Annotated in this window: 20 protein-coding genes; 11 read left to right on the top strand and 9 right to left on the bottom strand. The window is 72.8% G+C overall.

Annotated features, from left to right (window positions below):
• The first annotated feature begins 209 nt into the window (after nucleotides 1-209).
• The 4 genes from H4696_RS40355 to H4696_RS40340 all read left to right on the top strand — a co-directional run bounded on the left by H4696_RS40355 (nucleotide 210) and on the right by H4696_RS40340 (nucleotide 5,880).
• Nucleotides 210-1,655 (top strand): MSCRAMM family protein, encoded by a 1,446-nt coding sequence (locus H4696_RS40355; RefSeq protein WP_086856766.1) that lies wholly within the window; start codon nucleotides 210-212, stop codon nucleotides 1,653-1,655.
• Between the two features lie 187 nt (nucleotides 1,656-1,842).
• Nucleotides 1,843-2,511 carry a class F sortase gene (locus tag H4696_RS40350; protein ID WP_225957932.1) on the top strand — a complete coding sequence of 223 codons (669 nt, stop codon included), beginning with the start codon at nucleotides 1,843-1,845 and terminating at the stop codon, nucleotides 2,509-2,511.
• A gap of 100 nt (nucleotides 2,512-2,611) precedes the next feature.
• A complete protein-coding gene (locus tag H4696_RS40345) occupies nucleotides 2,612-4,606 on the top strand; it encodes an SDR family oxidoreductase (RefSeq protein ID WP_086856786.1) in 1,995 nt (664 codons plus the stop codon).
• Nucleotides 4,607-4,722: 116 nt separating this feature from the next.
• Nucleotides 4,723-5,880, top strand: a complete 1,158-nt coding sequence (locus H4696_RS40340) for a coiled-coil domain-containing protein (RefSeq protein ID WP_086856768.1) — start codon at nucleotides 4,723-4,725, stop codon at nucleotides 5,878-5,880.
• 61 nt (nucleotides 5,881-5,941) lie between these two features.
• Here the strand turns inward: H4696_RS40340 and H4696_RS40335 are convergent, their stop codons facing one another.
• Genes H4696_RS40335 through H4696_RS40320 form a run of 4 tightly spaced genes read right to left on the bottom strand, consistent with a single transcriptional unit; the run spans nucleotide 5,942 to nucleotide 8,453 of the window.
• On the bottom strand, nucleotides 5,942-7,267 hold the full coding sequence (locus H4696_RS40335; RefSeq protein ID WP_086856769.1) for an amidase: 1,326 nt from the start codon (nucleotides 7,265-7,267) through the stop codon (nucleotides 5,942-5,944).
• Nucleotides 7,268-7,289: 22 nt separating this feature from the next.
• Nucleotides 7,290-7,892, bottom strand: coding sequence for a helix-turn-helix transcriptional regulator (locus tag H4696_RS40330; RefSeq protein WP_086856770.1), 603 nt, complete (start codon nucleotides 7,890-7,892; stop codon nucleotides 7,290-7,292).
• 46 nt (nucleotides 7,893-7,938) lie between these two features.
• Nucleotides 7,939-8,196 carry a hypothetical protein gene (locus H4696_RS40325; protein ID WP_086856771.1) on the bottom strand — a complete coding sequence of 86 codons (258 nt, stop codon included), beginning with the start codon at nucleotides 8,194-8,196 and terminating at the stop codon, nucleotides 7,939-7,941.
• On the bottom strand, nucleotides 8,193-8,453 hold the full coding sequence (locus tag H4696_RS40320) for a WXG100 family type VII secretion target (RefSeq protein ID WP_086856772.1): 261 nt from the start codon (nucleotides 8,451-8,453) through the stop codon (nucleotides 8,193-8,195). Before H4696_RS40320 ends, H4696_RS40325 begins: the two co-directional genes overlap by 4 nt.
• A gap of 175 nt (nucleotides 8,454-8,628) precedes the next feature.
• Here H4696_RS40320 and H4696_RS40315 point away from each other — a divergent pair, with 175 nt between their 5' ends.
• Both H4696_RS40315 and H4696_RS40310 read left to right on the top strand, forming a co-directional pair.
• Nucleotides 8,629-11,886 (top strand): ATP-binding protein, encoded by a 3,258-nt coding sequence (locus H4696_RS40315; RefSeq protein WP_086856773.1) that lies wholly within the window; start codon nucleotides 8,629-8,631, stop codon nucleotides 11,884-11,886.
• 193 nt (nucleotides 11,887-12,079) lie between these two features.
• Entirely contained in the window at nucleotides 12,080-15,703 is a 3,624-nt protein-coding gene (locus H4696_RS40310; protein ID WP_225955943.1) for an ATP-binding protein, read from the top strand.
• On the opposite strand, the gene H4696_RS40305 is transcribed toward H4696_RS40310, so the two are convergent.
• Genes H4696_RS40305 through H4696_RS40285 form a run of 5 tightly spaced genes read right to left on the bottom strand, consistent with a single transcriptional unit; the run spans nucleotide 15,662 to nucleotide 20,634 of the window.
• On the bottom strand, nucleotides 15,662-17,068 hold the full coding sequence (locus H4696_RS40305; RefSeq protein WP_086856775.1) for a GH1 family beta-glucosidase: 1,407 nt from the start codon (nucleotides 17,066-17,068) through the stop codon (nucleotides 15,662-15,664). The two genes, H4696_RS40310 and H4696_RS40305, sit on opposite strands and share 42 nt — an antisense overlap.
• Nucleotides 17,065-17,889 carry a carbohydrate ABC transporter permease gene (locus H4696_RS40300; RefSeq protein ID WP_086856776.1) on the bottom strand — a complete coding sequence of 275 codons (825 nt, stop codon included), beginning with the start codon at nucleotides 17,887-17,889 and terminating at the stop codon, nucleotides 17,065-17,067. The genes H4696_RS40305 and H4696_RS40300 overlap by 4 nt, the downstream gene beginning before the upstream one ends.
• Nucleotides 17,886-18,791, bottom strand: a complete 906-nt coding sequence (locus H4696_RS40295) for a carbohydrate ABC transporter permease (protein WP_086856777.1) — start codon at nucleotides 18,789-18,791, stop codon at nucleotides 17,886-17,888. Before H4696_RS40295 ends, H4696_RS40300 begins: the two co-directional genes overlap by 4 nt.
• A complete protein-coding gene (locus tag H4696_RS40290) occupies nucleotides 18,791-20,047 on the bottom strand; it encodes an ABC transporter substrate-binding protein (protein ID WP_086856778.1) in 1,257 nt (418 codons plus the stop codon). The genes H4696_RS40295 and H4696_RS40290 overlap by 1 nt, the downstream gene beginning before the upstream one ends.
• An 8-nt stretch (nucleotides 20,048-20,055) precedes the next feature.
• Nucleotides 20,056-20,634, bottom strand: a complete 579-nt coding sequence (locus H4696_RS40285; RefSeq protein ID WP_086856779.1) for a helix-turn-helix transcriptional regulator — start codon at nucleotides 20,632-20,634, stop codon at nucleotides 20,056-20,058.
• Between the two features lie 137 nt (nucleotides 20,635-20,771).
• On the opposite strand from H4696_RS40285, the gene H4696_RS40280 reads away from it, so the two are divergent.
• From H4696_RS40280 to H4696_RS40260, 5 genes are all read left to right on the top strand, one after another.
• A complete protein-coding gene (locus H4696_RS40280; protein WP_225955942.1) occupies nucleotides 20,772-21,962 on the top strand; it encodes a glycoside hydrolase family 3 N-terminal domain-containing protein in 1,191 nt (396 codons plus the stop codon).
• Nucleotides 21,963-22,076: 114 nt separating this feature from the next.
• Entirely contained in the window at nucleotides 22,077-22,691 is a 615-nt protein-coding gene (locus H4696_RS40275; RefSeq protein WP_086856781.1) for a dihydrofolate reductase family protein, read from the top strand.
• Nucleotides 22,692-22,722: 31 nt separating this feature from the next.
• Complete coding sequence (locus H4696_RS40270; RefSeq protein ID WP_086856782.1) at nucleotides 22,723-23,046, top strand: YciI family protein; 324 nt, start codon at nucleotides 22,723-22,725, stop codon at nucleotides 23,044-23,046.
• A complete protein-coding gene (locus tag H4696_RS40265) occupies nucleotides 23,043-24,269 on the top strand; it encodes an RNA polymerase sigma factor (RefSeq protein WP_086856783.1) in 1,227 nt (408 codons plus the stop codon). Before H4696_RS40270 ends, H4696_RS40265 begins: the two co-directional genes overlap by 4 nt.
• 707 nt (nucleotides 24,270-24,976) lie before the next feature.
• Complete coding sequence (locus H4696_RS40260) at nucleotides 24,977-25,846, top strand: oxidoreductase (protein WP_086856784.1); 870 nt, start codon at nucleotides 24,977-24,979, stop codon at nucleotides 25,844-25,846.
• Nucleotides 25,847-25,876: the final 30 nt, after the last annotated feature.

Below are 25,876 nucleotides of genomic sequence, written 5' to 3'. Positions count from 1 at the left end.
GTGGCCACGGCAGACACCGTAAGCGATGGAGATCACGACCGTTCGGCGACGGCCACTCGAAGGGCGGTAGACAGCCGGACCCGTCCGGCGCGACGCTCACTTGGCGTGCCCGGTCCTTCACCGAACGCGCGTCGGGGAGTTGATCAATCGTGTGACCTGCGGAGACACCGCAGGTCGTCATCGTGCGCCTGAAGAGGAGCCTGCACACCATGAGGTGGTCGACACGCCCGCGCGCGAGCCTCCGCGCGCTCACCGCCCTCGTCACCGCGGCGCTGCTCGGCGCGCTCTCCGTGACCGCCGGCGCGCCCGCCGCGTCGGCCGCGAGCCAGGAGGGCATCGGCCACCGGGTCGGCGCGGACCCGGCCCCGAAGCCGGTCTGGCTGGGGTCGTACGTCGTCGGCGGGCAGCAGGTGTTCTGCGTGAGCTTCCGGCTCCGCGCGCCCGACACCGACGAGCAGTACAAGCCCGGCGACGAGCTGCTCACGAAGTGGGGCACGAAGCTGCCCGCGGACCAGGCGGCGAACATCTCGTACCTGCTGCTGCGCTACGGCGGCACCAAGAACGCCGACGAGGCGACCGCGCTCGCGCACTTGCTGCATTCGTGGACCGCGCCGTCGCGCACCCCGGCCGACCGTGACCCGAGCCTGCCCGCGGACAAGATCGCCTACGACGCTGACGGATACCTGAAGGCGATGAGCAAGGAGTCGGCCGCCGCCGTCGAGCGGCTGAAGAAGGACGCCGAGGCCAACCGGGGGCCGTGGACCGCCTCGGTGACCGCGCCGAAGGGCGACCAGCACGTCGGCGAAGCGGCCGAGTGGACCACCACCGTGAAGAACGCCCAGGGCAAGGGGGTTCCGGACGTCGCGGTGAAGCTGACGGCGACCGACGGCACCCTGGGCGACCCGGCCGGCGAGAGCGCGGGCAACGCGAGCCCGCAGGCGGCCGCGAAGAACGTCACGCTGAAGACCGGCGCCGACGGCACCGTGAAGGTGAAGCTGACCCCGGCGGGTGCCCGGCCGAAGCTGGTGGCCTCGCTGTCCGCGCCGGCCGCCCGGCCCTACGTCCGGGTGCCGGTCGACACCGCGGCGCAGCGAGTGGTTTCCACCGGCGGCGAGCAGGAGCTGACCGCGCAGGGCGTCGCCACGGTCGCGAAGCCCGGCACGGCGCAGGTGACGAAGACCGACGCGAACACGGGCAAGGGCGTCGGCGGCGCGGCCCTGCGGATCACCGGGGCGGACAAGACGTCGGCGGCGCTCGGCGCGGACGGGAAGCCGCTCCTCGGCGCCGACGGCAAGCCCGCGGTGGTCACCACGGACGGCGCGACCGGCGGGGTGTCGGTCGGGAACCTCCGCGCGCCGCAGGAGATCTGCGTCGTGGAGGCGAGTCCGCCGCCGGGCTACACGAACGCGTACGACCCGCGGAACCCGCCGTCGGCGTGCGGCACGGTGAAGCCGGGCGAGACGCTCGCGCTGACCGTGACGAACAAGCCGAACGAGGTCCCGCGCGCGATCCCGGCGGGTGACGCGCCGATCGCGCAGATGCGGGGCGCGGTCGAGACGAGTTATTCGGTGCTGGGCGTGGCCGGTGTCGGGTTGCTGGCGCTGGTGGGTGCCGGTCTGGTCGGCTTCGCCGCGCGGCGTGCTTCGCGGAGGTAGCGGGGTGGCGAAGGACGCCGGTGGAGGCTGGCGGGGCGAGGACTGGTTCATCGAGGAGTGGCACCGCGGCACCGGCTGGGCCGCGGTCGACGACGAGCAGCACCCGGGCAGCGGCTGGGCGGGCGGTGGCGACCCGTGGTCCGGCGACCGCCGGAACTCACGCGCGCCGAAACCCCGCCGTGGCCGGTTGCTCGCCGGGTTCGCGCTCGGGGCCGCCACCGTGCTCGCCGTACAACTGGGCTCCTCCGTGGTCGCCTCCCCGCCCACGGCCGTCGTGGCCGGCACAGCACTGCCCGCCGCGGGAGCCGCCGCTCCGAAGGCCGCTCCGGCCACCCAGCCACCCACCTCCGCCACACCACCACCGCCGACCAGCACCGCGCCGGCCGCTCCCGCCGCCCAGCCGTCGACGCCATCCCCGCAACCGCCCGGCACCGTCCGGCTGCCCGCGGGCGGCACCGCCACCCTCGTGCGCGAGGACCTCGGCCCGAACGGCGAACTCCCGATCCCCGCCGACCTCGGCCAAGCGACCTGGTGGGGCGCGGAACTCGACGCCGCGGGCGGGGCCAGCGTCTTCGCCGGGCACGTCAACTGGCGGGGCGCCACCGGGCCGTTCGCCGAGCTGTGGACCGCCCGGATCGGCGGGGCGGTGACCGTCGTGGACCGGGGTGGGAAGACCTGGCGCTACCGGATCTCCCAGCTGCTCACCGTGCACAAGGACGACCTGCCCGCGCAGGCGGACGACCTGTTCGGCCAGTCCGGGCCGCACCGGGTGGTGCTGGCGACCTGCGGCGGCCGCTGGGTCGGCGGTTCGGACGGCTACGAGGAGAACCGCATCGTCATCGCGGAGCCCGAATAAGTTACCCGTGAGTAACTTCACGTCCCGCCACGGTGGTCACGAACCTCCCGATGCAGCACAATGCCCAGGGTCAGGGCGTGGAGCGAGAGGTGTGAAGACGATGGCGACGTTCTTGGTGACCGGTGCGACCGGACTGATCGGGCGCCAGTTCACCCGGCTGCTGCTCTCCCGTCCCGACGAGGACCGCGTCGCGCTGCTGGTCCGCGCGTCGTCGCGGGCGAAGCTGGCCGCGCTCGTCGACCAGTGGCCGCACTCCGACCGCGTCACGCTGGTGACCGGGGACCTCGGCGAGCCGCTGCTCGGGGTGTCCGAGACCGACCGCGACGAGCTGCGCGGGCACGTCGACCACGTCGTCCACCTCGCCGCCCTCTACGACCTCACCGCCGACGACGAAGCCAGCATCAAGGCCAATGTGGACGGTACGCGGGCCGTCGTCGACCTCGCCGCGGACCTGCGCGCGGGCTGCCTGCACCACGTATCTTCGGTGGCCGTCGCGGGCGACCACGAAGGCATTTTCACCGAGGAGATGTTCGACGCCGGGCAGCGGCTGGTCACGCCGTACCACCGGACGAAGTTCGAGGCCGAGAAGATCGTCCGCGAGCAGACCGAGGTGCCGTGGCGGGTGTACCGGCCCGCGGTCGTCGTCGGGCACTCCGAGACCGGCGAAATGGACAAGGTCGACGGCCCCTACTACCTCTTCCCCGCGATCAACCGGCTCGCCGGGCTGCCGGACGTGCTGCCGATCGTCGGCCCCGACCTCGGCGACACCAACATCGTCCCGGTCGACTACGTCGCCAAGGCGCTGCTCGAACTCGTGGTCAAGCCGGGGCTCGACGGCCACGCCTTCCACCTGGTCAACCCCGAGCCGCAGCCGGTCGTGTCGGTCTACAACGCCTTCGCGCGGGCCGCGGGCGCGCCGACGATCTCGGTGCAGCTGGGCGAAGGGATTTCCAAGCGGATCGTCGGGCTGGTCAAGCTGACCGAGCACATCCCCGGCGTCACCATCGCCCGCGACGCCGTCATGGAGCGGTTCGGCATCCCGCCGGTGCTGCTGGAGACCATGGCGTTCCCGTCGGTGTTCTCCTCGGCCGAGACGCGCAAGGCGCTGGCCGGCACCGTCGAGGTGCCGCGGCTGGAGGAGTACGCGCCGACGCTGTGGCGCTACTGGCGCGAGCACCTCGACCCGTTCCGCGCGCGCAAGCACGGCCCGCGCGGCGAGCTGGACGGCCGTCGCGTGATCATCACCGGCGCGTCCTCGGGCATCGGGCGCGCGACGGCGTTGAAGGTGGCCGCCGCGGGTGGCGTGCCGCTGCTCGTCGCCCGGCGCCAGCACGAACTCGAAGAGGTGCGCGACGAGATCGTCGCCGCCGGCGGCACCGCGTCGGTGTACCCGGCCGACCTGACCGACGAGGACTCGGTGCGCAAGGCCGTCGACGCGATGCTGACCGAGCACGGCCGGATCGACATGCTGGTCAACAACGCAGGCCGGTCGATCCGCCGGTCGATCAAGCTGTCCTACGACCGGATGCACGACTACGAGCGCGCGATGGCGATCAACTACTTCGGCGCGGTGCGGCTGATCCTCGCGGTGCTGCCGCACATGTCGGAGCGGAAGTTCGGGCACATCGTGAACGTGTCGTCGATCGGCGTGCAGGGCATCGCGCCGCGCTTCTCGGCGTACGCGGCGTCGAAGGCGGCGCTGGACTACTTCTCGCGGATCGCGGCGACCGAGACCCACGGCGACGGGATCACGTTCACCACCATCCACATGCCGCTGGTGCGCACGCCGATGATCCGCCCGACGAAGATCTACGACGCGTTCCCGACGAAGTCGCCGGAACAGGCGGCGGACATGGTGCTGAAGGCGCTGGTCGAGCGGCCCAAGCACATCGGCACGCCCGCCGGGCAGGCGATCGGGCTGGCCTACACGCTCACGCCGGGCCTCACCGACGCCATCGCGTACCAGGGTTTCCGCATCTTCCCGGACTCGGCCGCGGCCGGTGGTTCGGGCGAGCTCAAGATCGGCCGTGGCGAGAAACACCTTTCCCGCGCGGCGATGGCGCTCGCCCGGCTGTCCCGGGGCTTTCACTGGTGACGCAGTGTTTCCGGGGTGCGGCCGTTCCGGCGACGCGCCGCCCGGGTGGCGACACGTGTTGGTGATTTGTTAAGCCGAAGGGCGTAAGCGGTCCGTGCCCAGGTACGGTCGGGCGCATGGTTCCTGAGCGCGACCCCGCCGCAACCGCCCTCAACGGCCTCCTCCCCCTCCGTCGTGAGTACACCCAGGCTTGGCACGGCTTCGACCGCAACGAAGTCCGGCAGTACCTCGATCACGTCGAGGCACAGCTGCGCCGGGTGCTCAGCGAGCGCGACGCCGCCGTGGCGCAGGCCGCGGCCGCGACCCGCGAGGCGGAGTCCGTCCGGCAGCAGGTCGCTTCGCTGGAAGCGCGCGTCGAGGAGCTCAAGAAACCGCCGGAGCGCCTCGAGGACCTCGACGAGCGGATGCAGCGGACGGTCACGCTCGCGCAGGCCCGCGCGGACGAGATCGTCAAGCGCGCCGAGGCCGCCGCGGAGAAGACGTGGGCGAGCTCGACCGAGGCGTCGACGAAGCTGCGTGAGCGGTACACGAAGCTGGTCGCGGAGCTGGACAAGCAGGCCGACCTGCTGCACTCCGAGCACGAGAACGCGCTGGCGGAGACGCGCGCCGAGGTGCAGCGGCTGACCGTCGAGGCGGCCCAGCGACGGGAACTGCTCGACAACGAGGCGGAGCGGAAGCGGCGGAAGATCGAGCGCGAGTTCGAGGCGTCGCAGACCGCGCAGAGGACGGCGCTGGAAAAGCACATCGCCGACCAGCGCACGGCGAGCAAGAACCAGGCCGAGCGCCGGATCGCGGAGGCGACGGCGGAAGCCAAGCGGCGGCTCGACGAGGCCACGGCGGAAGCCAAGCGCCGCCTCGACGAGGCGACCACTCAGGCGGCCCAGCGCACGACGGTGGCGAACCGCAAGGTCGAGCGGCTGGCGGAGATCCGCGAGCAGGCGCGCAAGAGCCTGGCGATGGCGGAGGACATCCTCAACCGCAGCGAGACGCAGCTGGCGACGCTGCCGGAGGAAGCGGTGATCCCCCAGGCGTCCAAGCTGGTGGGCGGCGACACGGAATCGGCCACGACGCCCGCCGCGCCGGTGGTCCCGGTGGTGCAGCCGCCGATCCCGGTGAAGCCCGCGGCGAAGGCGGCCCCGGCCCCCAAGCCGGCGCCCGCGCCGAAGCCGGGCAACGCCCCGGCCAACTCGAACGGCCCGGCCACGAAGCCCGCGAACGGCAACGGAAACGGCGCCAAGCCGCTCTCCCCGACCGCGAGCAAGCCCGGCTCCTGATCAAAAGCCGTGAAGGCCTCCTTACCGGGCAAAAAAGCCGGTAAGGAGGCCTTCACGGCTTTTACTTGCGGGCGGTGCGGGGCCAGGGGTTGGCCGCTTCGAGCTGGGCGGCCAGGCCCAGTAGGAGGGACTCGCCGCCGGGGCGCGTCACCAGCTGGACCGACGTCGGCAGGCCGGAGACCACCGACCGGCCCACCGGGACCGTGATCGCCGGGTAGCCCGCGAAGTTCCACTGGCCCGTGAACCCGGCCAGGCGCGTCGACGGGAACACGTTCGTCAGCCACCGCTTCTCGTGCCAGCGGCCCGCCTTCACCGGCCAGTGCGACAGCGTCGGCGTCAGCAGGACGTCGTGCTCCTCGAAGTACTCCGCCGCCCGCGAGAGCCAGTTCTGCCGCGTCCGCTCGCGGATCAGGCCCGCGCGCTCGATCAGCCGTCCCGCGCGGACGTGCGCGCGAGTCCGCCGCTGCAGCCGTGAGAAGTCGAAATCGCGGGCCTGGACGGCGGGGCCGGCCAGCCAGCGGGCCGTCATGCCCAGGACCATCGTCGCCGGGTAGCGCGGGGCCGACGACGTCAGCGTGTGACCCGCCGCCGCCAGGTGACCCGCCGCGGTCGAGACCGCCGCCACCAGCTCCTTCGGCACCGGCGTGTGCAGCAGGGGCACCGTCGTGGACATGCCGATCCGGACCGGATCGAGCGTCGGGATGGAAGCCAGCGAAGGATCCGCGGCCAGCACCGACAGCAGCACCGCCGTGTCGGCGACCGTCGTGGCCAGCGGGCCGTGCACCGACATGCCGAACCAGCCGTCCTCGGCCAGCAGCTCCGCGCTCGGCTTCAGGCCGACCAGGCCGCACATCGCCGCCGGCAGCCGGACCGAGCCCATGCCGTCGGTGCCGTGGGCCAGCGGGACCAGGCCCGCCGCCACCGCCGCCGCGCTGCCGCCGGACGAGCCGCCCGAGGCGTACGTCGGGTCCCAAGGGTTGCGGGCGATGCCGTCCGGGGTATCGCTCATCGGCCAGATGCACAGCTCCGGCACGCGCGTCAGCCCGACGAGCACCGCGCCCGCGGCCCGCAGCCGCGTCGCGATCACGCCATCCGACGCCGCCCGCGCAGTCGAGCCCGCCAGCGAACCGTGCGAAACGGACTCACCCTCGATGTCCGTGACGTCCTTGACCGCGACGGGCACCCCGGCCAGCGGCAGCGACGCGAGGTCGGGCCGCGCGGCGACCTCCGCGGCTTCCTTCAGCGCCTCCTCGGCGCGCACCCGCCGGAAGGCACCGACGACGCCGTCCGCCGCGGCGATCCGGTCGAGCGCCTCCTGGGTCACCCTCACCGGGTCCAGGGTCCCGGCCCGGACGGAGGCCGCGATCTCCACTGCCGTCAGCACCATGATCGCGACCCTAGCCGACAGCTCAGATGGCGCCTGCTCGCAACGCGTAGGCGACGGCGTGGGCGCGGTTGTTCAGGCCGCAGCGGGTCATCAGGCCGTAGAGGACGTTCTTCACGGTCCGCTCGGAGTAGCACAGCTTCGCCGCGATCTCCTCCGTCCCGAACCCCTCGGCGACCAGGCGCAGGACGTCGCACTCCCGCGCGGCGAGCCCGGACAGCGTGAGCCCGTTCGGCTCCAGGACGTCCTTGCGCATCCGCTGGACCTGCGAAAGCAGCGCCCCCTGCAGCCGCGGCGGCAGGTTGGCCGTGCCGTCGCCCGCCGCGAGCACCGCCGTCACCAGCTCGGCGCCGCCCGTCTCGCGCCGGGGCAGGATCGCCACGACCCCGCACTCCAGCACGGCCATCAGGTCGCTCTCGCGGAAGTGCTCGACGACCAGCACCACGTGGGACGCCTTGGCCGCGCGGATCTCGCCCAGCACGGTCTCGGTGACGTGCTCCTCCATCACCAGCAGGACGTCCGGCACCAGGTCGGTCACGCGGATGTCCGGATGCGACTCCAGCAGGCTCTCGGCGCCGGCGTGCGTGATCGGGTCCGAGGCGAGGACGGTCACTTCCACGGGCTTCATGGACGCAGTGTGGCGGGCGCGCCTTCACGCCTTCCCTATTCCGTCTTCACGCGCGTGAAGACGTCTCCAGCTCCTCGAACGCCGCCCGGGCCCGCTCCAGGCAGTCCGGCAGCCGCCCGGCCGCCCGCGCCCAGTCGCGCTTCGCCCGCGCGTACTCCTCCCGCGCCGCACCGGTCCAGCCGGCCAGCCCCGGCTCCACCCCGGCCTCCAGCTCGGCGAGCAGCTCGCCGAGCTCGCCCGTGATCGACCCCATCCGGTCGAGCACGAGGCCGGCGAAGCTGAACTCGAGCTCCTGGCGCGTCACGGCACGCGCTGCCGCGGCACCGGGCCGCCGCCGGTCGTCTCGAGCAGCCGGGCCAGTCGCGAGAGGATCACGTCGAACTCCTGCTCCCAGTCGTTCATCGCCTGGCCGAAGCGCACCGCGGACTCGCCCCGCCACGACGCCTGGACCGTCGCCATCTCGCTGTTGACGTCGCGGAGCCGGGAGCGGGCCGCTTCGATGGTGTGCGCGAAGCGGGCGGCCGCCCGCCGCATCTCGTCCGTCGGCGCGGCTGTGGCCATGCGGAACTCCTCTCGAGGCGTTCCGAGGGTGGCAAACACCGCGGCACCGGCGGAACCCCGCTCTCCGCCCGTTGCCCGAATGTCCGCCATCCTTGCCTGCCGGTTCACGACGGCCGCGTATGCTCACGTCAGGCATCCGGCGTGTGACGTTTCGTCAGCGCACGAAGGGAGACCGATGTCGGCTGCGGACGGCTCCGCACCGAGACTCCAGCTGCTCGGCCCGGTCAAGGCGTGGTCCGGTGAAGTGGAGCTCGACCTCGGCTCCGCGCACCGGCGGACGGTCCTCGCCGCGCTCGCGGTGAACCCGAACCGCACGGTTTCGCGCGAGGAGCTGATCGACGCCGTCTGGGGCGAAGCGCCGCCGCAGAGCGCGCAGGGCTCCATCTACACCTACGTCTCCGGCCTGCGGCGGGCGCTCGAACCCGGCCGCGCCAAGGGCGAAGGCCCGCAGCTGCTCGCGTCGATCGGATCCGGCTACTCCCTGCGCCTCGACTCCGGCGCGATCGACGTCCACCGGTTCGACGCCCTGCGCGAACAGGCGCTGCGCAAGCAAGGGGCCGGGGATCTCCGCGGCGCGCGCGAGGATCTCGAGGAAGCGCTCGGGCTCTGGCACGGCGTCCCGCTGTCCGGGCTGCCCGGCCCGTTCGCCGCCGCCCAGCGCGCGCGGCTCACCGAGGTGCGGCTCGCGACGGTCGAGCGGCGCGCCGAAGTCGTCCTGGAGTCGGGCGGGCACGCCGAACTCGTCGCCGAGCTGACCGCGCTGACCCGCGAGCACCCGTTCCGCGAAACGCTGCGCGGGCTGCTCATGCGGGCCCTGGTCCGGGCCGACCGGCGGACCGAGGCGATCGCCGTCTACACCGACGTCCGCGACCGGCTGGTCGAGTCGTCCGGCACCGAGCCCGGCCCGGCGCTGCGGCGGCTGTACGACCAGCTGCGGGAAAAGCCCGCGGCCGCACCGGAACCGAAGCCCGCGCCGCTCGCGCGCCCGGCACGGCTCCCGGTCGCGGCCATGCCCGAGCGCGCCGACCTCTTCGTCGGCCGGGAAGCCGAGCTGGCCCGGCTCCGCGAAGCCGTCGACGGGCTCGGCGCGGGCGTCGGCCGGTCGGTGTGGCTCGAAGGCGAGCCCGGCAGCGGCCGGACGGCGCTGCTGGCCGAACTGCTCACCATGGCCGCGGATTTCACCCCCGCCTTCGCCGCCGCGGACGCGCTCGACCAGCGGTTCGCCCTGCGGCCGTTGCTCGACGCGCTGGGCGTGCACCCCGGCGCCGCCGGGCACCGCGCGGTCCTGGCCGCCCGGCTCGCCGAGCAGCCGGGCGAGGATCCCGTCGACGGCCTGCTCGCGCTGGTCCGCGAGCTGTGCACGGAAGCGCCGCTGGTGCTCGTGGTCGACGACCTGCACTGGGCCGACGACGCCACCCTGCGGGTCTGGCGGTACCTGAGCCGGGAGACGCGGCAGCTGCCGCTGCTGCTCGTCGGCGCCTGCCGCCCGGTGCCACGACCGGCCGCGCTCGACGAGCTGCGGGCCGAGCTTGACAACGATGACACGACCGTCCTGGTGCTGCCCCCGCTGCCGGAAAGCGCTACCCGCGAGCTGGCCACCGAGCTGGTCGGGGCGCCGCCCGGGCCGGGCCTGCAGCTGCTGGTCTCCTACGCGGCCGGGAACCCGCGCTACACCAGGGAAATCGTCGAGACGCTGCTCGGGCAGTCGATGATCGTGCTCGACGGCGTCCACGCGCACCTGGACGGCAACTCGTGCCACAGCATCCCGGCGCCGCTGGGGTCGCGGATCACGCTGTACCTGAGCTTCCTCTCCAGCGGCACGCGCGACACCCTGCGCTGGGCCGCGATGCTGGGCCGCGAGTTCTCGCTGTCGGACATCGCCGTCGCCACCGAACGGCCGCCGACGGCGCTGGTCGGCGCGGTCGACGAGGCGATCGCGTCCGGGGTGCTCGTCGAATCGGGCGACCGGCTGGCGTTCCGGCACGCGCTGGTGCGCCGGGTCCTCTACGAAAAGACGCCGGCGGCGATGCGCGTGGCACTACACCGGCAGCTGGCCGAAGCGTTCGCCGCGGCCGGGGCGCCCGCCGTCCGGGTCGCCGAACAGCTCGCCGCCGCGCCCGCGCAGGTGGACCCGTGGGTGACGACGTGGCTGCTCGACCACATCGGGACGGTCGCCACCGAGACCCCGCGGATCGCCGTGGACCTGCTGCGCCACGCCCTCACGCAGGGCACGCTGGCGCCGGACGCGCGCGAGACGCTGACCGCGACCCTGGCCCGGCTGCTGTTCTGGCTCGGCCGGGAGCCCGAAGCCGAGGCGCGCTCGGTCGTCGCGCGGACGTCCGACAGCAGGCGCGCGGCCGAGATGCGCTGGATCCTGGCCTACGTCTACTACCGCCGCGGCGACTTCGCCGAGGCGACCGCCGAGCTGAAGCGGACCCTCGACGACACCGACGTCCCGGAGATGTGGCGCGGGCGGCACGAGTCCCTGCTGGCCACGTTGGAGCGCCTCGGCGAGGAAACGGCCTTGGCGCCCGCCGGGCTGCACCCGCTGGACGACGCGGCGCTTTCGGTGCCGAAGCTCGACAGCCTCGACGAGGCCGCGGAGCCGCTCGACGCCGCCCGCCGGATCGCCGCGACCCGCGCGGTGCCGGGCGAGATGCACCTGGCCGGCGCGGTGCACTACTACTGGCTGGGGCGCTGGCCCGAGGCGCTCGAAGAGCTGGACGCGGTGATCCGCGACGGCGCGGAAACGGCGTCGTACGTGCTGCGCAGCCCCGGCTCGACGCTGCTGGTGCACGGCGTCGGCGCGCTGATCGCCGGCCACCGCGGCGACCCGGACCAGGCCCGCACGCACCTGGACGCGGCCGACCGACGGCAGTGGCCACCGGGCCTCGAGCCCGACGGCGGCGACTTCCTGCTCGCGGCCCGCGCGTTGCTGGCCGAGCAGGAGGGCCGTCCGGAGGCGGCGCTGGCCGCGCTCCTGCCGCTGCTGGAGGAGAACTACCCGCCCGCGGCCCGCCACCAGTGGCTCCCGGACCTGGTCCGGCTCGCGCTGCGGCTCGGCGAACCCCAGCGCGCCCACCAGGCACTGCGCCTGCTCGACGTCGACGGCGACGCCCCACCGGCCCACGCGGCGGCGGCCGCGCACTGCCGCGGCCTGGTGACCGGCGACCCCGAGCCGGTGCTCACCGCCGCCGGGCACTACCGGGTGGCCGGCCGGCTGCTGAAGCAGGCGAAGGCGACGGAGGACGCGGCGATCCTGCTGGCCGAGTCCGACCGGCTGGACGAGGCACGAGCGGCGTTCCGGGGCGCGTTGACGGCGTACACCGGGATGGGCGCGGTGTGGGACGTCCGGCGTGCGGAGGGCCGCATGCAGCCGTTCGGCATCCGGCGCGCCCACGCGGTCCGCTCCCGCGCCGCCGCCGGCGAGTGACTGCCCTACGGCCCCGCCGAAGTCCGTGAATGCCACATTCACAGCCTTTAGGTCCCTCGATGTGGCATTCACGGCCTTCGGGCGAGCGCGCAACCCGGCTGGGGGTTGCCACGTCAGTAAGGTCACGGTGTAACCGAGATGTCCCTGGGGGAATGGGGTCTGGGGCCGGAGCCCCAGAGGGGACGGCAGTGGAATGCCAGGGGATGCGGACAGCGGCCTGCGGGTGGGTGTGCTCGGCCCGCTGCGGGCCTGGCGCGGGGCGGCCGAAATCGGCCTCGGCCCCGCGCGTCAGCGCGCCATCTTCGCGGTGCTCGCGGTCAACGCCGGGCGGCCGGTCCCCCGCGCCGAGCTGATCGCCGGCGTCTGGGGTGACGCCGCGCCCGCGAGCGTCGAAGGCAGCGTCCACACCTACGTCTCCGGGCTCCGCCGCGCGCTCGAACCGGACCGGTCACGCTGGTCGGCGGCGAGTGTCCTGGTGTCGGATCCGGCCGGGTATTCGCTGCTCCTCGCGGAAGACGCCCTCGACGCCGCCCGGTTCGAACGGCACCGCGAGCACGCCCAGCGCCACCTCGACGGCGGCGATCCGCGGGCCGCCGTCGAAGAACTCGACGCCGCTCTCGCGCTCTGGCAGGGCGAAGCGCTTTCCGGGGTGCCGGGCGGGTTCGCCGAGCGGCACCGCGAATATCTCGCCGAGCTGCGGCTGAACACGCTCGAACGGCGGGCCGAGGCGGTGCTGGCCCTCGGCGGGCACCTCGACCTCGCGCCGGAGCTGGCCGTGCTGGCCGGCGAGCACCCGCTGCGGGAGTCCCTGCGCGAGTCGCTCATGCTCGCCCTCTACCGCAGCGGGCGGCACGCCGACGCGCTCGACGTCTACCGCGACGCCCGCACCACGCTCGTCGAGGAGCTCGGCGTCGAGCCCGGCCCGGCGCTGCGGCGGCTGCACCAGCGGATCCTCGCCCAGGATCCCGGGCTCGACGCGCCCGCGGCGCCGGTCGTGGTCACCGGGCACCGGCTGTTCGGCCGGGAAGCCGAAACCAAGACCCTCGCCGGGCTCGTCGCCGACGTCCGCGCCGGCCGCGGGCGGGCCGTCTGGATCGAGGGCGAGGCGGGCATCGGCAAGTCCGAGCTGCTCGCCGGCTCGCTGCCGGACGGCCCCGGCTACCAGCGGCTTTCGGCGGCCGCGGACGAGCTGAGCACCCGGTTCCCGCTGCAGGTCATCCTGGAGTGCCTGGCGATCGACGTGCATTCGGCCGACCCGCGGCGCGCGCGGGTGGCGCAGGAACTCGCCGGCGAAGGCCCGGTGCGGCGCAGCTGGGGCCCGGCCGACCCGGTGCTCGGCGCCGTCGACCGGCTGCTCGCGCTGGTCGACGAGCTCTGCGCGCACTCACCGCAGGTGCTGGTCCTCGACGACCTCCAGTGGGCGGACGAGGCGTCCGTGCTGGTCTGGCACCGGCTCTGCGCGGCGACCCGGCAGCTGCCGCTGCTGCTGGTGGCCGCGACCCGCCCAGCACCGGACCGCGCGGAACTCGCCCAGCTGCGCCGCGGTGTCCAGGCGCGCGACGGCGTCGTGCTCGACCTCGCGCCGCTGACCGGCGAAGACGTCGGACGGCTGATCGAGGACCGGATCGGGGCGCCGCCGGGGCCGGGGCTGCGCGAGCTGGCCGCTCGTGGTGCCGGGAACCCGTTGTACGTCAAGGAAATGGTCGACGTCCTGCTGCGCGCCGGCGCGGTCGAGGTGAGCGGCGGCGAGGCCGACGTCGACGACCCGGCCGAGTTCGAGGCGCCGAGTTCGCTGGTCGCCGCCGTCGACCGGCGGCTGGACTTCCTCACCGCGCGGACGCAGGAAGTGCTGCGCTGGGGCGCGTTGCTGGGCATGGAGTTCGCGGTCGGCGACGTCGCCGCGGTGCTCGGTACCCGGCCGTCGGACCTGCTGGAGCCGCTCGAAGAAGCCGTCGCGGCGAACGTCCTCATCGACACCGGCACGCAGCTCGCGTTCCGCCATCCCCTGCTGCGCCAAGCGCTTTACGACCGGTTGCCGGGCGCGACGCGGGCGGCGCTGCACCGGCAGGCGGCCGAGGCGCTCGCCGGGATCGGCGCGCCGGTCAAGCGGGTCGCCGAACAGCTGGTGGCCGCACCGGCCACAGTGGACGAATGGGTGCTGGACTGGCTCGCCGGGCACCACGCCGCCGTGTCCAACCGGGCGCCGCTGATCGCCGTCGAGCTGCTGGAACGGGCGCTGGCCGCCGGGGCCGGACCGCGCCGGGAGGTGCTGCTCGTCGCGCTGGTCAAGGTGCTGTTCCGGCTGGAGCGCAGCCCGGAAACCCAAGCGCAGCAGGCCATCGAGGTCGCCACCGACCCGGACGCCGTCGAGGAGATGCGGCACATCGCCGCGGCGCTGCGACACCGCCGTGGCGACACCGAAGGCGCGGTCGCCACGCTGGCCGGCGCGGTCGACGACCCGGCCGTGCCCGAGATCTGGCGGGTCAAGCACCGGCAGCTGCTGGCCAACTTCCGCCGCGGCGATCTGTCCGATTTGGACGCCGCGGAAAAGGCGGCGCGCGAGACGAAGGCGCTCGCCGGCGGCGACCGGTACGTGACCGCGCACGCGCTGCAGACGTTGTGGCTGCTCGATTCGGTGCGCCGCGAGCACGACCGCGCGCTCGGCCACGTCGACGCGGCGATCGAGGCCGTCGGCGACGAGCACGAGCTGGCCGACCTGCACCTCGATCTGCTCGACAACCGCGTCTTCACGCTGCAGAACCTCGACCGCCTGGCCGAAGCGGGCGACGCCCTGCGCGCGGCGGGTGAAGTCGCCGCGCGGCACTCGCTGCCGGTCGGGCTGCAGGTGTCCGCGGCGGTGCACCGGTACTGGGAAGGCCGCTGGGACGAAGCGCTGGTCGAGCTGGACACGGTCATCGAAGACGGCCCGGCGATCACGTTCTACGGCCTGCGCGAGCCCGGCCCGGCCGCGCTGCTGCTGCACGGCGTCGCCGCGCTGATCGCCGGCCGCCGCGACGACCGGGCGCAGGCCGCCGCCCACCTCGACGCGGCGGAGGAGTACGCCCCGGCGACCGGCGCCGAGCGCGAGAGCTTCGACTTCCTGCTGGTCGCCGACGCCCTCGCGGCCGAACAGCGCGGCGACCGCGTGCGCGCGCTGACCGTGCTCGAGCCGATCCTGAACCCGACGTACGCGGCGATGATGCTGCGGCACCAGTGGCTGCCGGCGTTCGTGCGGCTGGCGATGGAGCAGGACGACCGCGTCCGCGCGCGCCGCGCCCTCGACGTCTGCGAAGAAGAGGCGGCGAAGGAACGGCGGCCGGCGCGGGCGCACGCGGCGGCGTCGTGGTGCCGCGGGCTGATCGAGGAGGACCCGGCCGCGGTGCTGGCCACGGCCGAGCACTTCCGCGCGGTCGGCCGCCGCCCGGAACTGGCGACGGCGCTGGAGGACGCGGCCGTGCTGCTGGCCCGCGCGGGCCGGCTGGACGCGGCGCAGGCGGCGTTCGAGGAGGCCGCCGAGCTCTACACGGCGTTGTCCGCGCGCTGGGACCTGCGGCGCGCGGAAACCCGGCTGCGCCGCCTCGGCGTCCGGCGCGGCGCGCTGTTCTCGCCGATCCGGCCCGGGCACGGCTGGGAGTCGCTCACGCCGATCGAGGTCCGCATCGCCGGCCTGGTCGCCGAAGGCCGGTCCAACCCGGACATCGCGGCCGAGCTGTCGCTGCCGCGGCGGACGGTCCAGGCGCACGTGGCCCGGCTGCTCGGAAAACTGGAGACGCCCTCACGCTCCGGCGTCGCCGACGCCGTCCGGCGGCGCACCTAGCGCGTTGGCCTTCGCGACCCGGCCGAGGAACCGGCCGGAGTCCTTGACGGTCCGCCGCTGGGTGTCGAAGTCGACGTGCACCAGGCCGAAGCGCTGGGTGTACCCCATTGCCCACTCGAAGTTGTCCAGCAGCGACCAGGCGAAGTACCCGCGGACGTCGGCGCCGCCGCGGATCGCGTCGCGCACCGCCGCCAAGTGCTCGGCGAAGTAGCGGACGCGGTCGGTGTCGTGGACCCGGCCGTCGACCACTTCGTCCACAAAGGACGCGCCGTTTTCGGCCACGACCAGCGGGAGCCCGCCGGACCGCTCGTCGATCCACTGCAGCAGGCCGGTCAGCGAACCGGGCGCCTGCTCCCAGCCGAACGCCGTCACCGGCGGCGGCGCGGGCAGCACGTCCAGGCCGCGCAAGCCGGGCAGCGGGCAGTTGCCCGGCCCCAGCGGGTCGTCGAGCGGGGTGACGCGCGCGGGGGCGTAGTAGTTCACGCCCAGCCAGTCGATCGCCGCCGCGATGACGTCGGTGTCGCCGTCGCGCACGGCCGCCGCGAACCGGCCGCCGTGGTGCTCGACGTCCGCCACGACGTCCGCCGGATATCCCTTGCCCAGCACGGGGTCCAGGAAGAACCTGTTGTGGATGCCGTCGAACTTCCGCGCCGCCTCGCGGTGGGCCGGGGTGTCGCCGTCCGGGATCGCCGGGGCGAAGTTCAGCGCCAGCGAGAACTCGTGCCCGGGCCGCGCCTGCTCGGTCAGCGCGCGCGTCGCCAGGCCGTGCCCGAGGAGCAGGTGGTGCGCCGCGACCAGCGCGGTGTCGTAGTCCTGGCCGCCGGGCGCGTGCACCCCGCTCCCGTAGCCCAGGAAGGCCGCGCAGAACGGTTCGTTGACCGTCGTCCACTGGTTCACGCGGTCGCCGAGCGCGTCGTGCACGACCACCGCGTAGTCGGCGAACCGCTGAGCGGTGTCGCGTTCCGGCCAGCCGCCGTCGTCTTCCAGCGCCTGCGGCAGGTCCCAGTGGTAGAGCGTCAGCACCGGGACGACGTCGCGGCTGAGCAGCTCGTCGACCAGCCGGTCGTAGAAGGCGAGGCCGGCCGCCGACTTCGTCCGCCCGTCCGGCAGCACCCGCGGCCAGGCGACCGAGAAGCGGTAGGCGTTGAGGCCGAGGTCCGCCAGCAGGCCGACGTCTTCGGGGTAGCGGTGGTAGTGGTCGCAGGCGACGTCGCCGGTCGCGCCGCCGAGCACCTTGCCGTCGGTGGCCGCGAAGGTGTCCCAAATGGACGGTCCGCGGCCGCCTTCGCCGACGCCGCCTTCCACCTGGTACGACGCGGTCGCCGCGCCCCACAGGAACCCCGGCGGGAATTCGGGTCCGGTCACACTGGCGCCCCTTTCAGGATCCCCTGGACGATGTAGCGCCCCAGCAGCAGGAACAACGCGATGACGGGCACGACGCCGACGGTCGCGCCGGTGAGCATCAGCGCGTAATCGGTGTAATAACCGCTCGCCAGCCGCGACAGGGCCACCTGCACGGTCGGTGTTTCGTTGGGGTCGAGTACCACGAGTGGCCAGAAGTAGTCGTTCCACGTGGCCATGAAGGTGAGCATCGCGAGCACCGCGGCCGGCGCGCGCAACGCGGGCACGGCGACGTGCCAGTAGGTGCGCAGGATCGAGCAGCCGTCGACGGTGGCGGCGTCGACGAGGTCGGCGCTGATCGCGTTCTCGCAGGCCTGACGCATCCAGAACACGCTGAAGGCGCTGACCAGCGCCGGCACGATCACCGCTTCCAGCCGGCCGTACCAGCCGAGGTCGCCGACGACGAGGTACAGCGGGATGACACCGAGCTGCGCCGGCACCATCGCCGAGCCGACGACGACCAGGAAAAGCGTGTTGCGGCCGGGAAAACGCAGCCGCGCGAAGGCGAATCCGGCGAGGCTGGCCAGCACGACGTTGGCCGCCATGACCGTGGTCGCGACGATCAGCGAGTTCCCGATGGCGAGCCAGAAGTCGACGGTGTCGAAGACGCGCCGCACGTTCTCGACGAGGTGCCCGCCCGGCACCAGCACCGGCGCCGGCTCCCCGATCGCCGCGTTGTCGCGCGTGGCCACGACGAACGACCAGTACAGCGGGAAGACGGACGCGCCGAGCACGCCGGTCAGCACCGCGTACACCCAGCCGCCCGGACGGCGCCGCGCGGTCACGCCGCACCCACGAACCGGCGCACCAGCCGGTAGTTGACCAGCGCGAACAGCGCGCAGACCACGAACAGCACCCACGTCAGCGCCGCCGCGTACCCGGCGTTGAACTGCGTGAAGCCCTTTTCGTAGAGGTACATGACGAGCGTCTGGAACTGGCGGTCGTTGCCGCCGGTGGCACCGGAACCGCCGGCGTCGAACAGCTGCGGCTCGGCGAAGAGCTGGAGACCGCTGACCGTGCCGGCGACGGCGGTGAACGCGATCGCGGGCCGGATGCCCGGCACGGTGATCGACCAGAACGTCCGCCACCGCGAGGCGCCGTCGAGCTCCGCGGCTTCGTAGAGGTCGCCGGGGACGGCCTGCATCGCGGCCAGGTAGATCAGGGCGTTGTAGCCGGTCCAGCGCCAGAGCACCATGCTCGCCACGGCGAGGTGCGACGTCCAGGTCGACGCCTGCCAGTTGACCGGCGCGACGCCGAACCAGCCGAGCACCGCGTTGACGACGCCGTAATCGCGGCTGAACAGCTGCCCGAACACCAGACCGATGGAGACGACGGAGACGACGTTCGGCAGCAGGATCCCGGTGCGCCACCAGGTCGCGGCGCGCAGCGGCCGGTCGAGCAGCGCCGCGATGCCCAGCGCCAGCAGGAATTCCGGGACGGCGGCCAGTAGGAAGATGCTCACGGTGTTGGCGAGCGCGTTGTAGAAGTGCGGGTCGGCGAGCAGCTCGCCGTAGTTGGCGAGGCCGAGCCGGCCCTGGCTGCCCTCGAGGAGGTTCCAGTCGTGCAGCGAAACCCACGCGGTGTAGAGCAGCGGGTACACGCCGAAGACCGCGAACAGCCCGAAGAACGGCGCGACGAGCAGCAGCGGCGTGACTTTGCGGTCGAAGCGGGCGAGCCGGTGGCGCACTATTTCAGCAGGGCTCGGGCTTGCTGGACGGCTTGCGCCCAGGCCTGGTCGACGGTCTGGGTCTTGTCCTCGATCCGCCCGAGCGCGCGGCCGAACTCCGGCCGGACGTCGGCGTCGTGCAGGCCCCGGTAGTTCGGCCGGAGCTGGTCGGCCGACGCCGCGAAGATCCGCCCGGTCGGCGCGTCCCCGAAGTACGGATCGGTGTGCGCGATGACCTGGGGGTCTTGGTAGACGGACGGCTCGCTGGGCAGGATGCCGTCGGTGAGGAAGAGCTTCTTCTGCTGCTCCGGCGCGGTCAGCCAGCGGGCGAGCTCGTAGGCCTCCTTCTGGTGCGTGCCCTGCTTCGGCACGGTCAGGAACGAGCCGCCCTGGTTGCCGCTCTTGCCGGGCACGGTCGTGACGTCCCACTTGCCCTTGTTGGTGTCCCCGCCGGCTTCCTTGATCTGGCTGAGCATCCACGCGGGGCAGGCGACGGTGGCGAACGAACCCTGCTTGATGGCGACGTTCCACGCCTGCGTGAACGTGGTCGCCGCGGCCGTCTGCCCCTTCGCGGCGATACCGCCGGAGAGCTCGAAAGCGGCGCGCACGCTGGGGTTGGTGTCGGCGATGAACGAGTCGTCCCGCTGCGAGAAGTAGTTCTCCGGCGACTGGTTGAGCATCGCCGTGTAGACGGTGCCTGCCGAGTCCGCGAACTTCACGCCGGGCGTCTTCTGCGTGAACCGGTCGGCCGCGGCGGCGTAGGCGGGCCAGTCGGGGATCAGCTTCGCGACCTCTTCGCGGTCGGTCGGCAGGCCCGCGGCCTGGAAGAGGTCGCGCCGGTAGCAGAGGGCGAGGCTGCCCATGTCGGTGCCGAGCCCGAGCACGAAGTCGCCGTCGGTGCCCTGCGCCCACTTCCACGGCGCCCACTGCTGTTGCAGGTCGCGGGCCCCGAAGGACGCGAGGTCGGCGAACTTGTCCTTCGCCCGCCGGTACTGCGGGATGTACTGCTCCTCGATCGCGACGACGTCGGCGGCACCGCGTCCGGTGGCGAGCTGCGTCGCGAGGCCCTTGTGGTGGGTGTCGAAGTCGGTGACGCGGTTCTGCACCGTGATGTCCGGGTGCAGCTTCTCGTACTCCGCGATCAGGGGCGCGTAACCGAACTCGCCGAAGGTCGCGATCGTGAGCTTCGTCCGGTCACCCGAGTCGGCGGGACTGCAGGCGGCGAGCAGGGTCAGCGCGGCGACCGCGGCGGCGGTCCGGCGAACGGTCGTGGGCACGGGCTCCCTCAGATCACCCCGGCCCGTACGGCGTACGCGACCGCGTGCGGCCGGTTGCGCAGGTTGAGCCGGTTGGTCATGGCGTAGATGACGTTCTTCACGGTCCGCTCCGAGTAGCAGAGCTTGCCCGCGATTTCGGCAGTGTCCCAGCCTTCGGCCATCAAGCGAAGCACATCCACCTCGCGCGGCGTCAGCGCCGCACCGCTGCCCTCCTGCGCCAGCGCCTCGACCTGCTCGCGCAGCGACGTCGTGCGCCCCCGCGCGGCGGCGAGCACGCTCTCGGTGAGCCGGTCGAGCGCGGTCCGCGGCAGCACGGCGGAGACGTGGCAATCGGCCAGCACGCTCAGGTGCGCCGGGTCCACGTGCCCGGCGACCAGCACGATGGCGGCCGGCGACTCGGCGGCCGCGGCCCGCAGCGCGGCGACGACCTCCCGGTCGACCTGCCCGACGGCGAACACCAGCACCGACGCCTCGGCCCGGCGGGCCCGTGGCACGACCAGCAGCTCCGGGCGCGACTTCAGGTGGTTGATCAGCCCGGTCAGGGCGATCGGGTCCGACGCCCACGCGGCCACTCGCACCTGATCCATCAAGCCCTCCTCAGCCATTTTCCGACAGCCTCACTCTGCTGGGGGCGCCTTCACGAATTCTCTAACCGCGGTGGAGCCGTTCTTCACGCCGTGAAGTCGACTACGGTCGTGGGGCACGCAGACGAGTGAAGGGACCGATGAACCGCCGACGTCTTGCCGCCCTCGGGGTGGCGTTCTCCATCGTGGCCGGGTGTCTGCTGGTCGTGGGCCTGCAGCCGCGGACGGTGTCCGGTTTGGCGTTGCCCCTGGATTCCACCCCGCCGCCTCCTCCTTCATCCTTCAGCGCGGCTGTCCCGCCCGCGGCGCCCGCCCCGACGTCTCGGCTGGCTCGCCCCGGCGACTGCGCTTCACTGGCCGGCTCCCTCGGCGTCCGTGGCCAGGTCGCGCAGCTGGTCGTCGTCGGGGTCACCGGCGACAACCCGGCCGCAACGGTCTCCCTGGTGCGCGACCACCAGGTCGGCGGGATCTTCATCGGCGGTAACGCAACAGCGTTGTTGAAAGACCGCGCCCTGGCCGCGGTCCAGGCGGTGGCCAAGGTGCCGGTGGCGGTTTCGGTCGACGAGGAGGGCGGCCGCGTCCAGCGCATCGACGACCTCGACGGCGACATCCCGTCGGCCCGCACGATGGCCGCGACGAAGTCCCCGGAGCAGGTCCGCGCCCTGGCCGCCGAGCGCGGCCGCCAGCTGCGCGCCCGCGGCGTGACGGTCGACTTCGCCCCGGACACCGACGTCACGGACGCCCCGGACGACGACGTGATCGGCGACCGGTCCTTCAGCCCGGACCCGGCGCGCGTGAAGACGTACGCGAAGGCCTACGCGGAGGGCCTCCGCGAGGCGGGCATCCAGCCGGTGCTGAAGCACTTCCCCGGCCACGGCCACGGCTCGGGCGACTCCCACAAGGGCACGGTCGTGACGCCCCCGCTCGCCCAGCTGAGGTCGGTCGACCTGGTCCCCTACCGCGACCTCGCCGACTACGGCCCGGTCGCGGTGATGGTCGGCCACCTGGACGTGCCCGATCTGACCGCCGGGGTCCCGGCGTCCCTGTCACCCCCGGCGTACCAGCTGCTGCGCGGCGAGTTCGGCTTCACCGGGCCGGTCGTCACGGACGACCTCGGGGCGATGAAGGCGATCACGGCGCAGTATTCCCTGCCGGACGCGGTGCTGAAGGCCTTGCAGGCCGGCGCGGACCAGGCGTTGTGGTCGTCCGGCGGGCGCGTGGACGAGGTGCTGGACCGGCTGGTGAAGGCGGTGCAGTCCGGCGAGCTGCCGCCGTCGCGGGTGCAGGAGTCGGTGACGCGCGTGCTGCGCGGCAAGGGCCTCTGCGGCTGACCGCGAGCGCCCTCGAAAAAAGTTCCGGCGGCGCTGTCGGATCGGCGCGGTCGTGTTCGTAGCAGGGGTGAGGCCGCCCGCGAGGGGTGGCGCCGGAGCGGAGGAGCCCCGATCATGAAGCTGACGACCGTGACCCAGCTGACCGTCGACGGAGTCGTGCAGGGCAACGGCGGCGCGTCCGACGAGGACCGCCGCAACGGCTTCGATCGCGGCGGCTGGGCCCTGGGCCGCGGCGACGACGAGACCCGCGCGTTCATCACGCGGACCTACCAGCGCGCGGACGCGTTCCTGTTCGGCCGGCGCACCTACGACCTGTTCTTCGGGTCCTGGGGCTCGGTGGACCAGATGCGCGCGCACCCGATCGGCGTGGCCTTGCAGGAGGCGCCCAAGTACGTCGCCTCGACCACGCTCGCCGACGCGGCGTGGCCGGGCACCACCGTCCTGCCCGCCGACCTCGCGGCAGCCATCGCCGAGCTGAAGGCCAAGCCCGGCGGCGAGCTGCAGGTGCACGGCAGTGGCACCCTGGTCCGGTGGCTGCTGGCGAACGACCTGGTCGACGAGCTGGTCCTGATGGTGGTCCCGGTCGTGCTCGGCCAGGGCACGCGGCTGTTCCCGGCCGCCGGCCCCGATCTCGCGCTCGACCTGGTCGAGTCACGCGTCGACACGAAGGGCGTGACGACCCAGGTGTTCCGGCCGGCCGGGCGCCCGCAGTACGCGCCCGCGGCGTGAAGTCCCCCACCACCACAGACAGGAGCTTCCGATGCAGTACCTCGTTTCCGTGATCGACGACAAGGACAACCCCGGCAGCACGGACCGGCAGCCCGCCATCAGCGCGTTCAACGAACGGCTGATCGCCGAGGGTTACTGGGTGTTCGCGGGCGGCCTCGCGGCCACCGACGCCGCCACGGTCGTTGACAACCGCGGCGAGCAGGCGGTGGTCACCGACGGCCCCTTCGTGGAGTCGAAGGAGTACCTCGCCGGCGTCTGGGTGTGGGAGGCCCCCGATCTGGACGTCGCGCTCAAGCTCGCCACCGAAGCGTCGAAGGTCTGCGACCGCAAGATCGAGGTCCGGCCGTTCCTGTGAGCGACGCCGAGGAAGCGATCACCCGGGCCCACCACGAGGAGTGGGCACGGGTGGTGGCCACGCTGACCAGACGCTTCGGCGACCTCGACATCGCCGAAGAGGCCGCGGCCGAGGCGTTCGCGACCGCCGTCGAGCGCTGGCCGTCCGACGGCGTGCCGCCCAACCCCGGCGCCTGGCTGACCACCACCGCCAACCGCAAGGCCATCGACCGGATCCGGCGCGAGAGCAAACGCGACGACAAGCAGAAGGAGGCCCAGCTGGTGTACGACGACGACCCACCCACCCCCGTCGGCGCCATCGACGACGACCGGCTACGCCTGATCTTCACCTGCTGCCACCCGGCCCTGGCGACCGAAGCCCGCCTGGCGCTGACCCTGCGCATGGTCGGCGGCCTGACGGTGCCCGAGATCGCCCGCGCCTTCCTGGTCGCCGAGACCACCATGGGGCAACGGATCACCCGCGCGAAGGCCAAGATCAAGGCCGCTCGCATTCCGTATCGTGTGCCGTCCGCGGAGGACCTCCCTTCTCGTGTTTCCGGCGTGCTGGCTGTTCTGTTTTTGGTCTTCAACGAGGGCTACCTGGCGACGGGACCGGACACCGACCCCGTGCGCCAAGACCTGACGACCGAGGCGATCCGCCTCACCCGCCTGATCCGTACTCTCCTTCCCGCCGACGGTGAAGTAGCCGGACTGCTGGCGTTGATGCTCCTCACCGAAGCCCGCCGCTCGGCCCGCCTTTCAGCGAGCGGCGAGCTTGTCGCGCTCGACGAGCAGGACCGCGGGGCCTGGGACGCGGACCTCATCGCCGAGGGCCATCAGCTGGTGCGCGAACGCCTTGCCAGCGGGGTTGCTCCGGGGCGGTATCAGATTCTTGCCGCGATCAATGCCGTGCACACCTCCGCCCGGGATATGCGCGATACCGATTGGTCACAGGTCCTCGCTCTCTACGATCAGCTCGTTCGTCTTGATCCGTCGCCGGTGGTCGCGCTCAACCGCGCCGTTGCGGTCGCTGAGCTCGACGGTCCTGAGGTGGCGCTGGCGGCTGTGGGCCGTCTCGAGTCTCGGTTGGTCGGTTATCACCCTTTCCATGCCACTCGGGCTGAGTTGTTGCGTCGGTTGGGTCGTAGTGAGGAGGCGCGGGCGGCTTATGACGAGGCCATCGATTTGGCGGGCAACACCGCGGAGACCGCCGCGTTGACTCGCCGGCGCGATCAGTTGGGGTAGCGGCTGATCGCACCCGGACTGCCGCAGGCCCGCACGCCCGCACGCCCGCACGATGATCGACCTGTCGCGCGGGCGCCGCTGCCGGACATCCGGCCGGGTAGCCGGGTGGCCCCGGTGGCCGGACGTCCCGAGGCCCAAGGCGCGAGACTGGATGACGGAGTGGCCAGGCGACCTGGCGGCCGGCGGCCGGGCAACCGGCGGCGGGCGGCCGACGGGCGACGGGCGACCGGCGGGCAGCGGGCAGCGGGCAGCGGGCAGCCCACACGTTCCGGATCGTCCAGGCCTGTCGCCGTGATCGGACCGGCGCGCGGAGTCCGGTCGCAGCAACACAAACCAGCCAAGGCCGCCCCGCCCGTGAGCCGACCCGCCGACACCGGTCCCGCGCCGCAGTCATCGGGAAGCAACGGCAGCCAACGCAGGAATCGCGACACAGGCACAGCAAGGCGTCTCGACGGCCAAGTCTCAAATCTCCACAGTGATCTCCTTTCGCAGGCCCGCTCTCCCGGCCACACCACCAACGCTACCGAACAAGCGTGCGAAAGATCATCGCTGAATCGGGTGAAACCAACCCATCGATTTCCCTTGCCCCACAACGGAAATCGACGTAAGCAGCCCCCAATTCCATCCTACCGTCGACCACCGACAAAACCGGTCGCGTCGGCACCCCGCCTACACTCCTCACAACAGCACCCGAAGCAAGGAGTGGCATGGCGAACCTGGGCGGCACCTACCCCCTCGGCGGCGAATTCACGGTCACCCGCATGGGATACGGCGCCATGCAGCTGGCCGGCCCCGGTGTCTGGGGGCCGCCGAAGGATCACGACACCGCCGTCGCCGTGCTGCGGGAAGCCGTCGACAGCGGGGTCACCCACCTCGACACCAGTGACTACTACGGTCCCCACACCGTCAACGCGCTCATCAAGGAAGCGCTCCACCCCTACCCCGAAAACCTCTGCATCGTCACGAAAGTGGGCGCGCGGCGGAGCGAAGACAAAGCCTGGCCCGCCGCGCTGTCGCCCGAAGAGCTCACCCAGGCCGTGCACGACAACCTGCGGAACCTCGGGGTCGACGCGCTCGACGTCGTCAACCTCCGGCTGAGCAACGCCGCCGGGGACTACCCCGTGGCGATGTCGCTCGCCGAACCGTTCGGGGTGCTCGCGGAACTGCGGGAACAGGGGCTCATCCGGCAGCTCGGCGTCAGTCACGTCACCGCCGAGCAGCTCGACGAGGCCAAGGCCATCGCGCCCGTCGTCTGCGTGCAGAACCAGTACAACCTCGCGCACCGCGAAAACGATCCGCTCGTCGACAAGTGCGCCGCCGAGGGGACCGCCTTCGTGCCGTACTTCCCGCTCGGCGGGTTCAGCCCGCTGCAGTCCGGGCTGCTCGACGACTGCGCCGCGCGGGTCGGGGCCACGCCGATGCAGGTTGCGCTGGCCTGGCTGCTGCAGCGGTCGCCGTCGATGCTGCTCATTCCCGGGACCTCGTCGCCGGAGCACCTGCGGGAGAACCTCGCCGCCGCCGAACTCGAACTGCCCGGCGATGTTCTCGCCGATCTGGACCGGATCGGCGCGCCCTGATCGCTACGCTGAGCGCGCACACAGGCACGA

The sequence above is a fragment of the Amycolatopsis lexingtonensis genome, assembly GCF_014873755.1.
Classification (GTDB): domain Bacteria; phylum Actinomycetota; class Actinomycetes; order Mycobacteriales; family Pseudonocardiaceae; genus Amycolatopsis; species Amycolatopsis lexingtonensis.
The sequence above is the reverse complement of the archived record's forward strand: the minus strand, read 5'-3'. Positions and strand labels throughout refer to the sequence as shown.

Excerpts from the sequence above, each read along its gene's own strand:
- H4696_RS40340 (WP_086856768.1), top strand. The coding sequence starts at position 4,723 with ATGGTTCCTGAGCGCGACCCCGCCGCAACCGCCCTCAACGGCCTCCTC.
- H4696_RS40285 (WP_086856779.1), bottom strand. The coding sequence starts at position 20,634 with ATGGATCAGGTGCGAGTGGCCGCGTGGGCGTCGGACCCGATCGCCCTG.
- H4696_RS40320 (WP_086856772.1), bottom strand. The coding sequence starts at position 8,453 with ATGGCCACAGCCGCGCCGACGGACGAGATGCGGCGGGCGGCCGCCCGC.
- H4696_RS40335 (WP_086856769.1), bottom strand. The coding sequence starts at position 7,267 with ATGGTGCTGACGGCAGTGGAGATCGCGGCCTCCGTCCGGGCCGGGACC.
- H4696_RS40275 (WP_086856781.1), top strand. The coding sequence starts at position 22,077 with ATGAAGCTGACGACCGTGACCCAGCTGACCGTCGACGGAGTCGTGCAG.
- H4696_RS40315 (WP_086856773.1), top strand. The coding sequence starts at position 8,629 with ATGTCGGCTGCGGACGGCTCCGCACCGAGACTCCAGCTGCTCGGCCCG.
- H4696_RS40260 (WP_086856784.1), top strand. The coding sequence starts at position 24,977 with ATGGCGAACCTGGGCGGCACCTACCCCCTCGGCGGCGAATTCACGGTC.
- H4696_RS40280 (WP_225955942.1), top strand. The coding sequence starts at position 20,772 with ATGAACCGCCGACGTCTTGCCGCCCTCGGGGTGGCGTTCTCCATCGTG.
- H4696_RS40355 (WP_086856766.1), top strand. The coding sequence starts at position 210 with ATGAGGTGGTCGACACGCCCGCGCGCGAGCCTCCGCGCGCTCACCGCC.
- H4696_RS40270 (WP_086856782.1), top strand. The coding sequence starts at position 22,723 with ATGCAGTACCTCGTTTCCGTGATCGACGACAAGGACAACCCCGGCAGC.
- H4696_RS40310 (WP_225955943.1), top strand. The coding sequence starts at position 12,080 with ATGCCAGGGGATGCGGACAGCGGCCTGCGGGTGGGTGTGCTCGGCCCG.
- H4696_RS40345 (WP_086856786.1), top strand. The coding sequence starts at position 2,612 with ATGGCGACGTTCTTGGTGACCGGTGCGACCGGACTGATCGGGCGCCAG.
- H4696_RS40330 (WP_086856770.1), bottom strand. The coding sequence starts at position 7,892 with ATGAAGCCCGTGGAAGTGACCGTCCTCGCCTCGGACCCGATCACGCAC.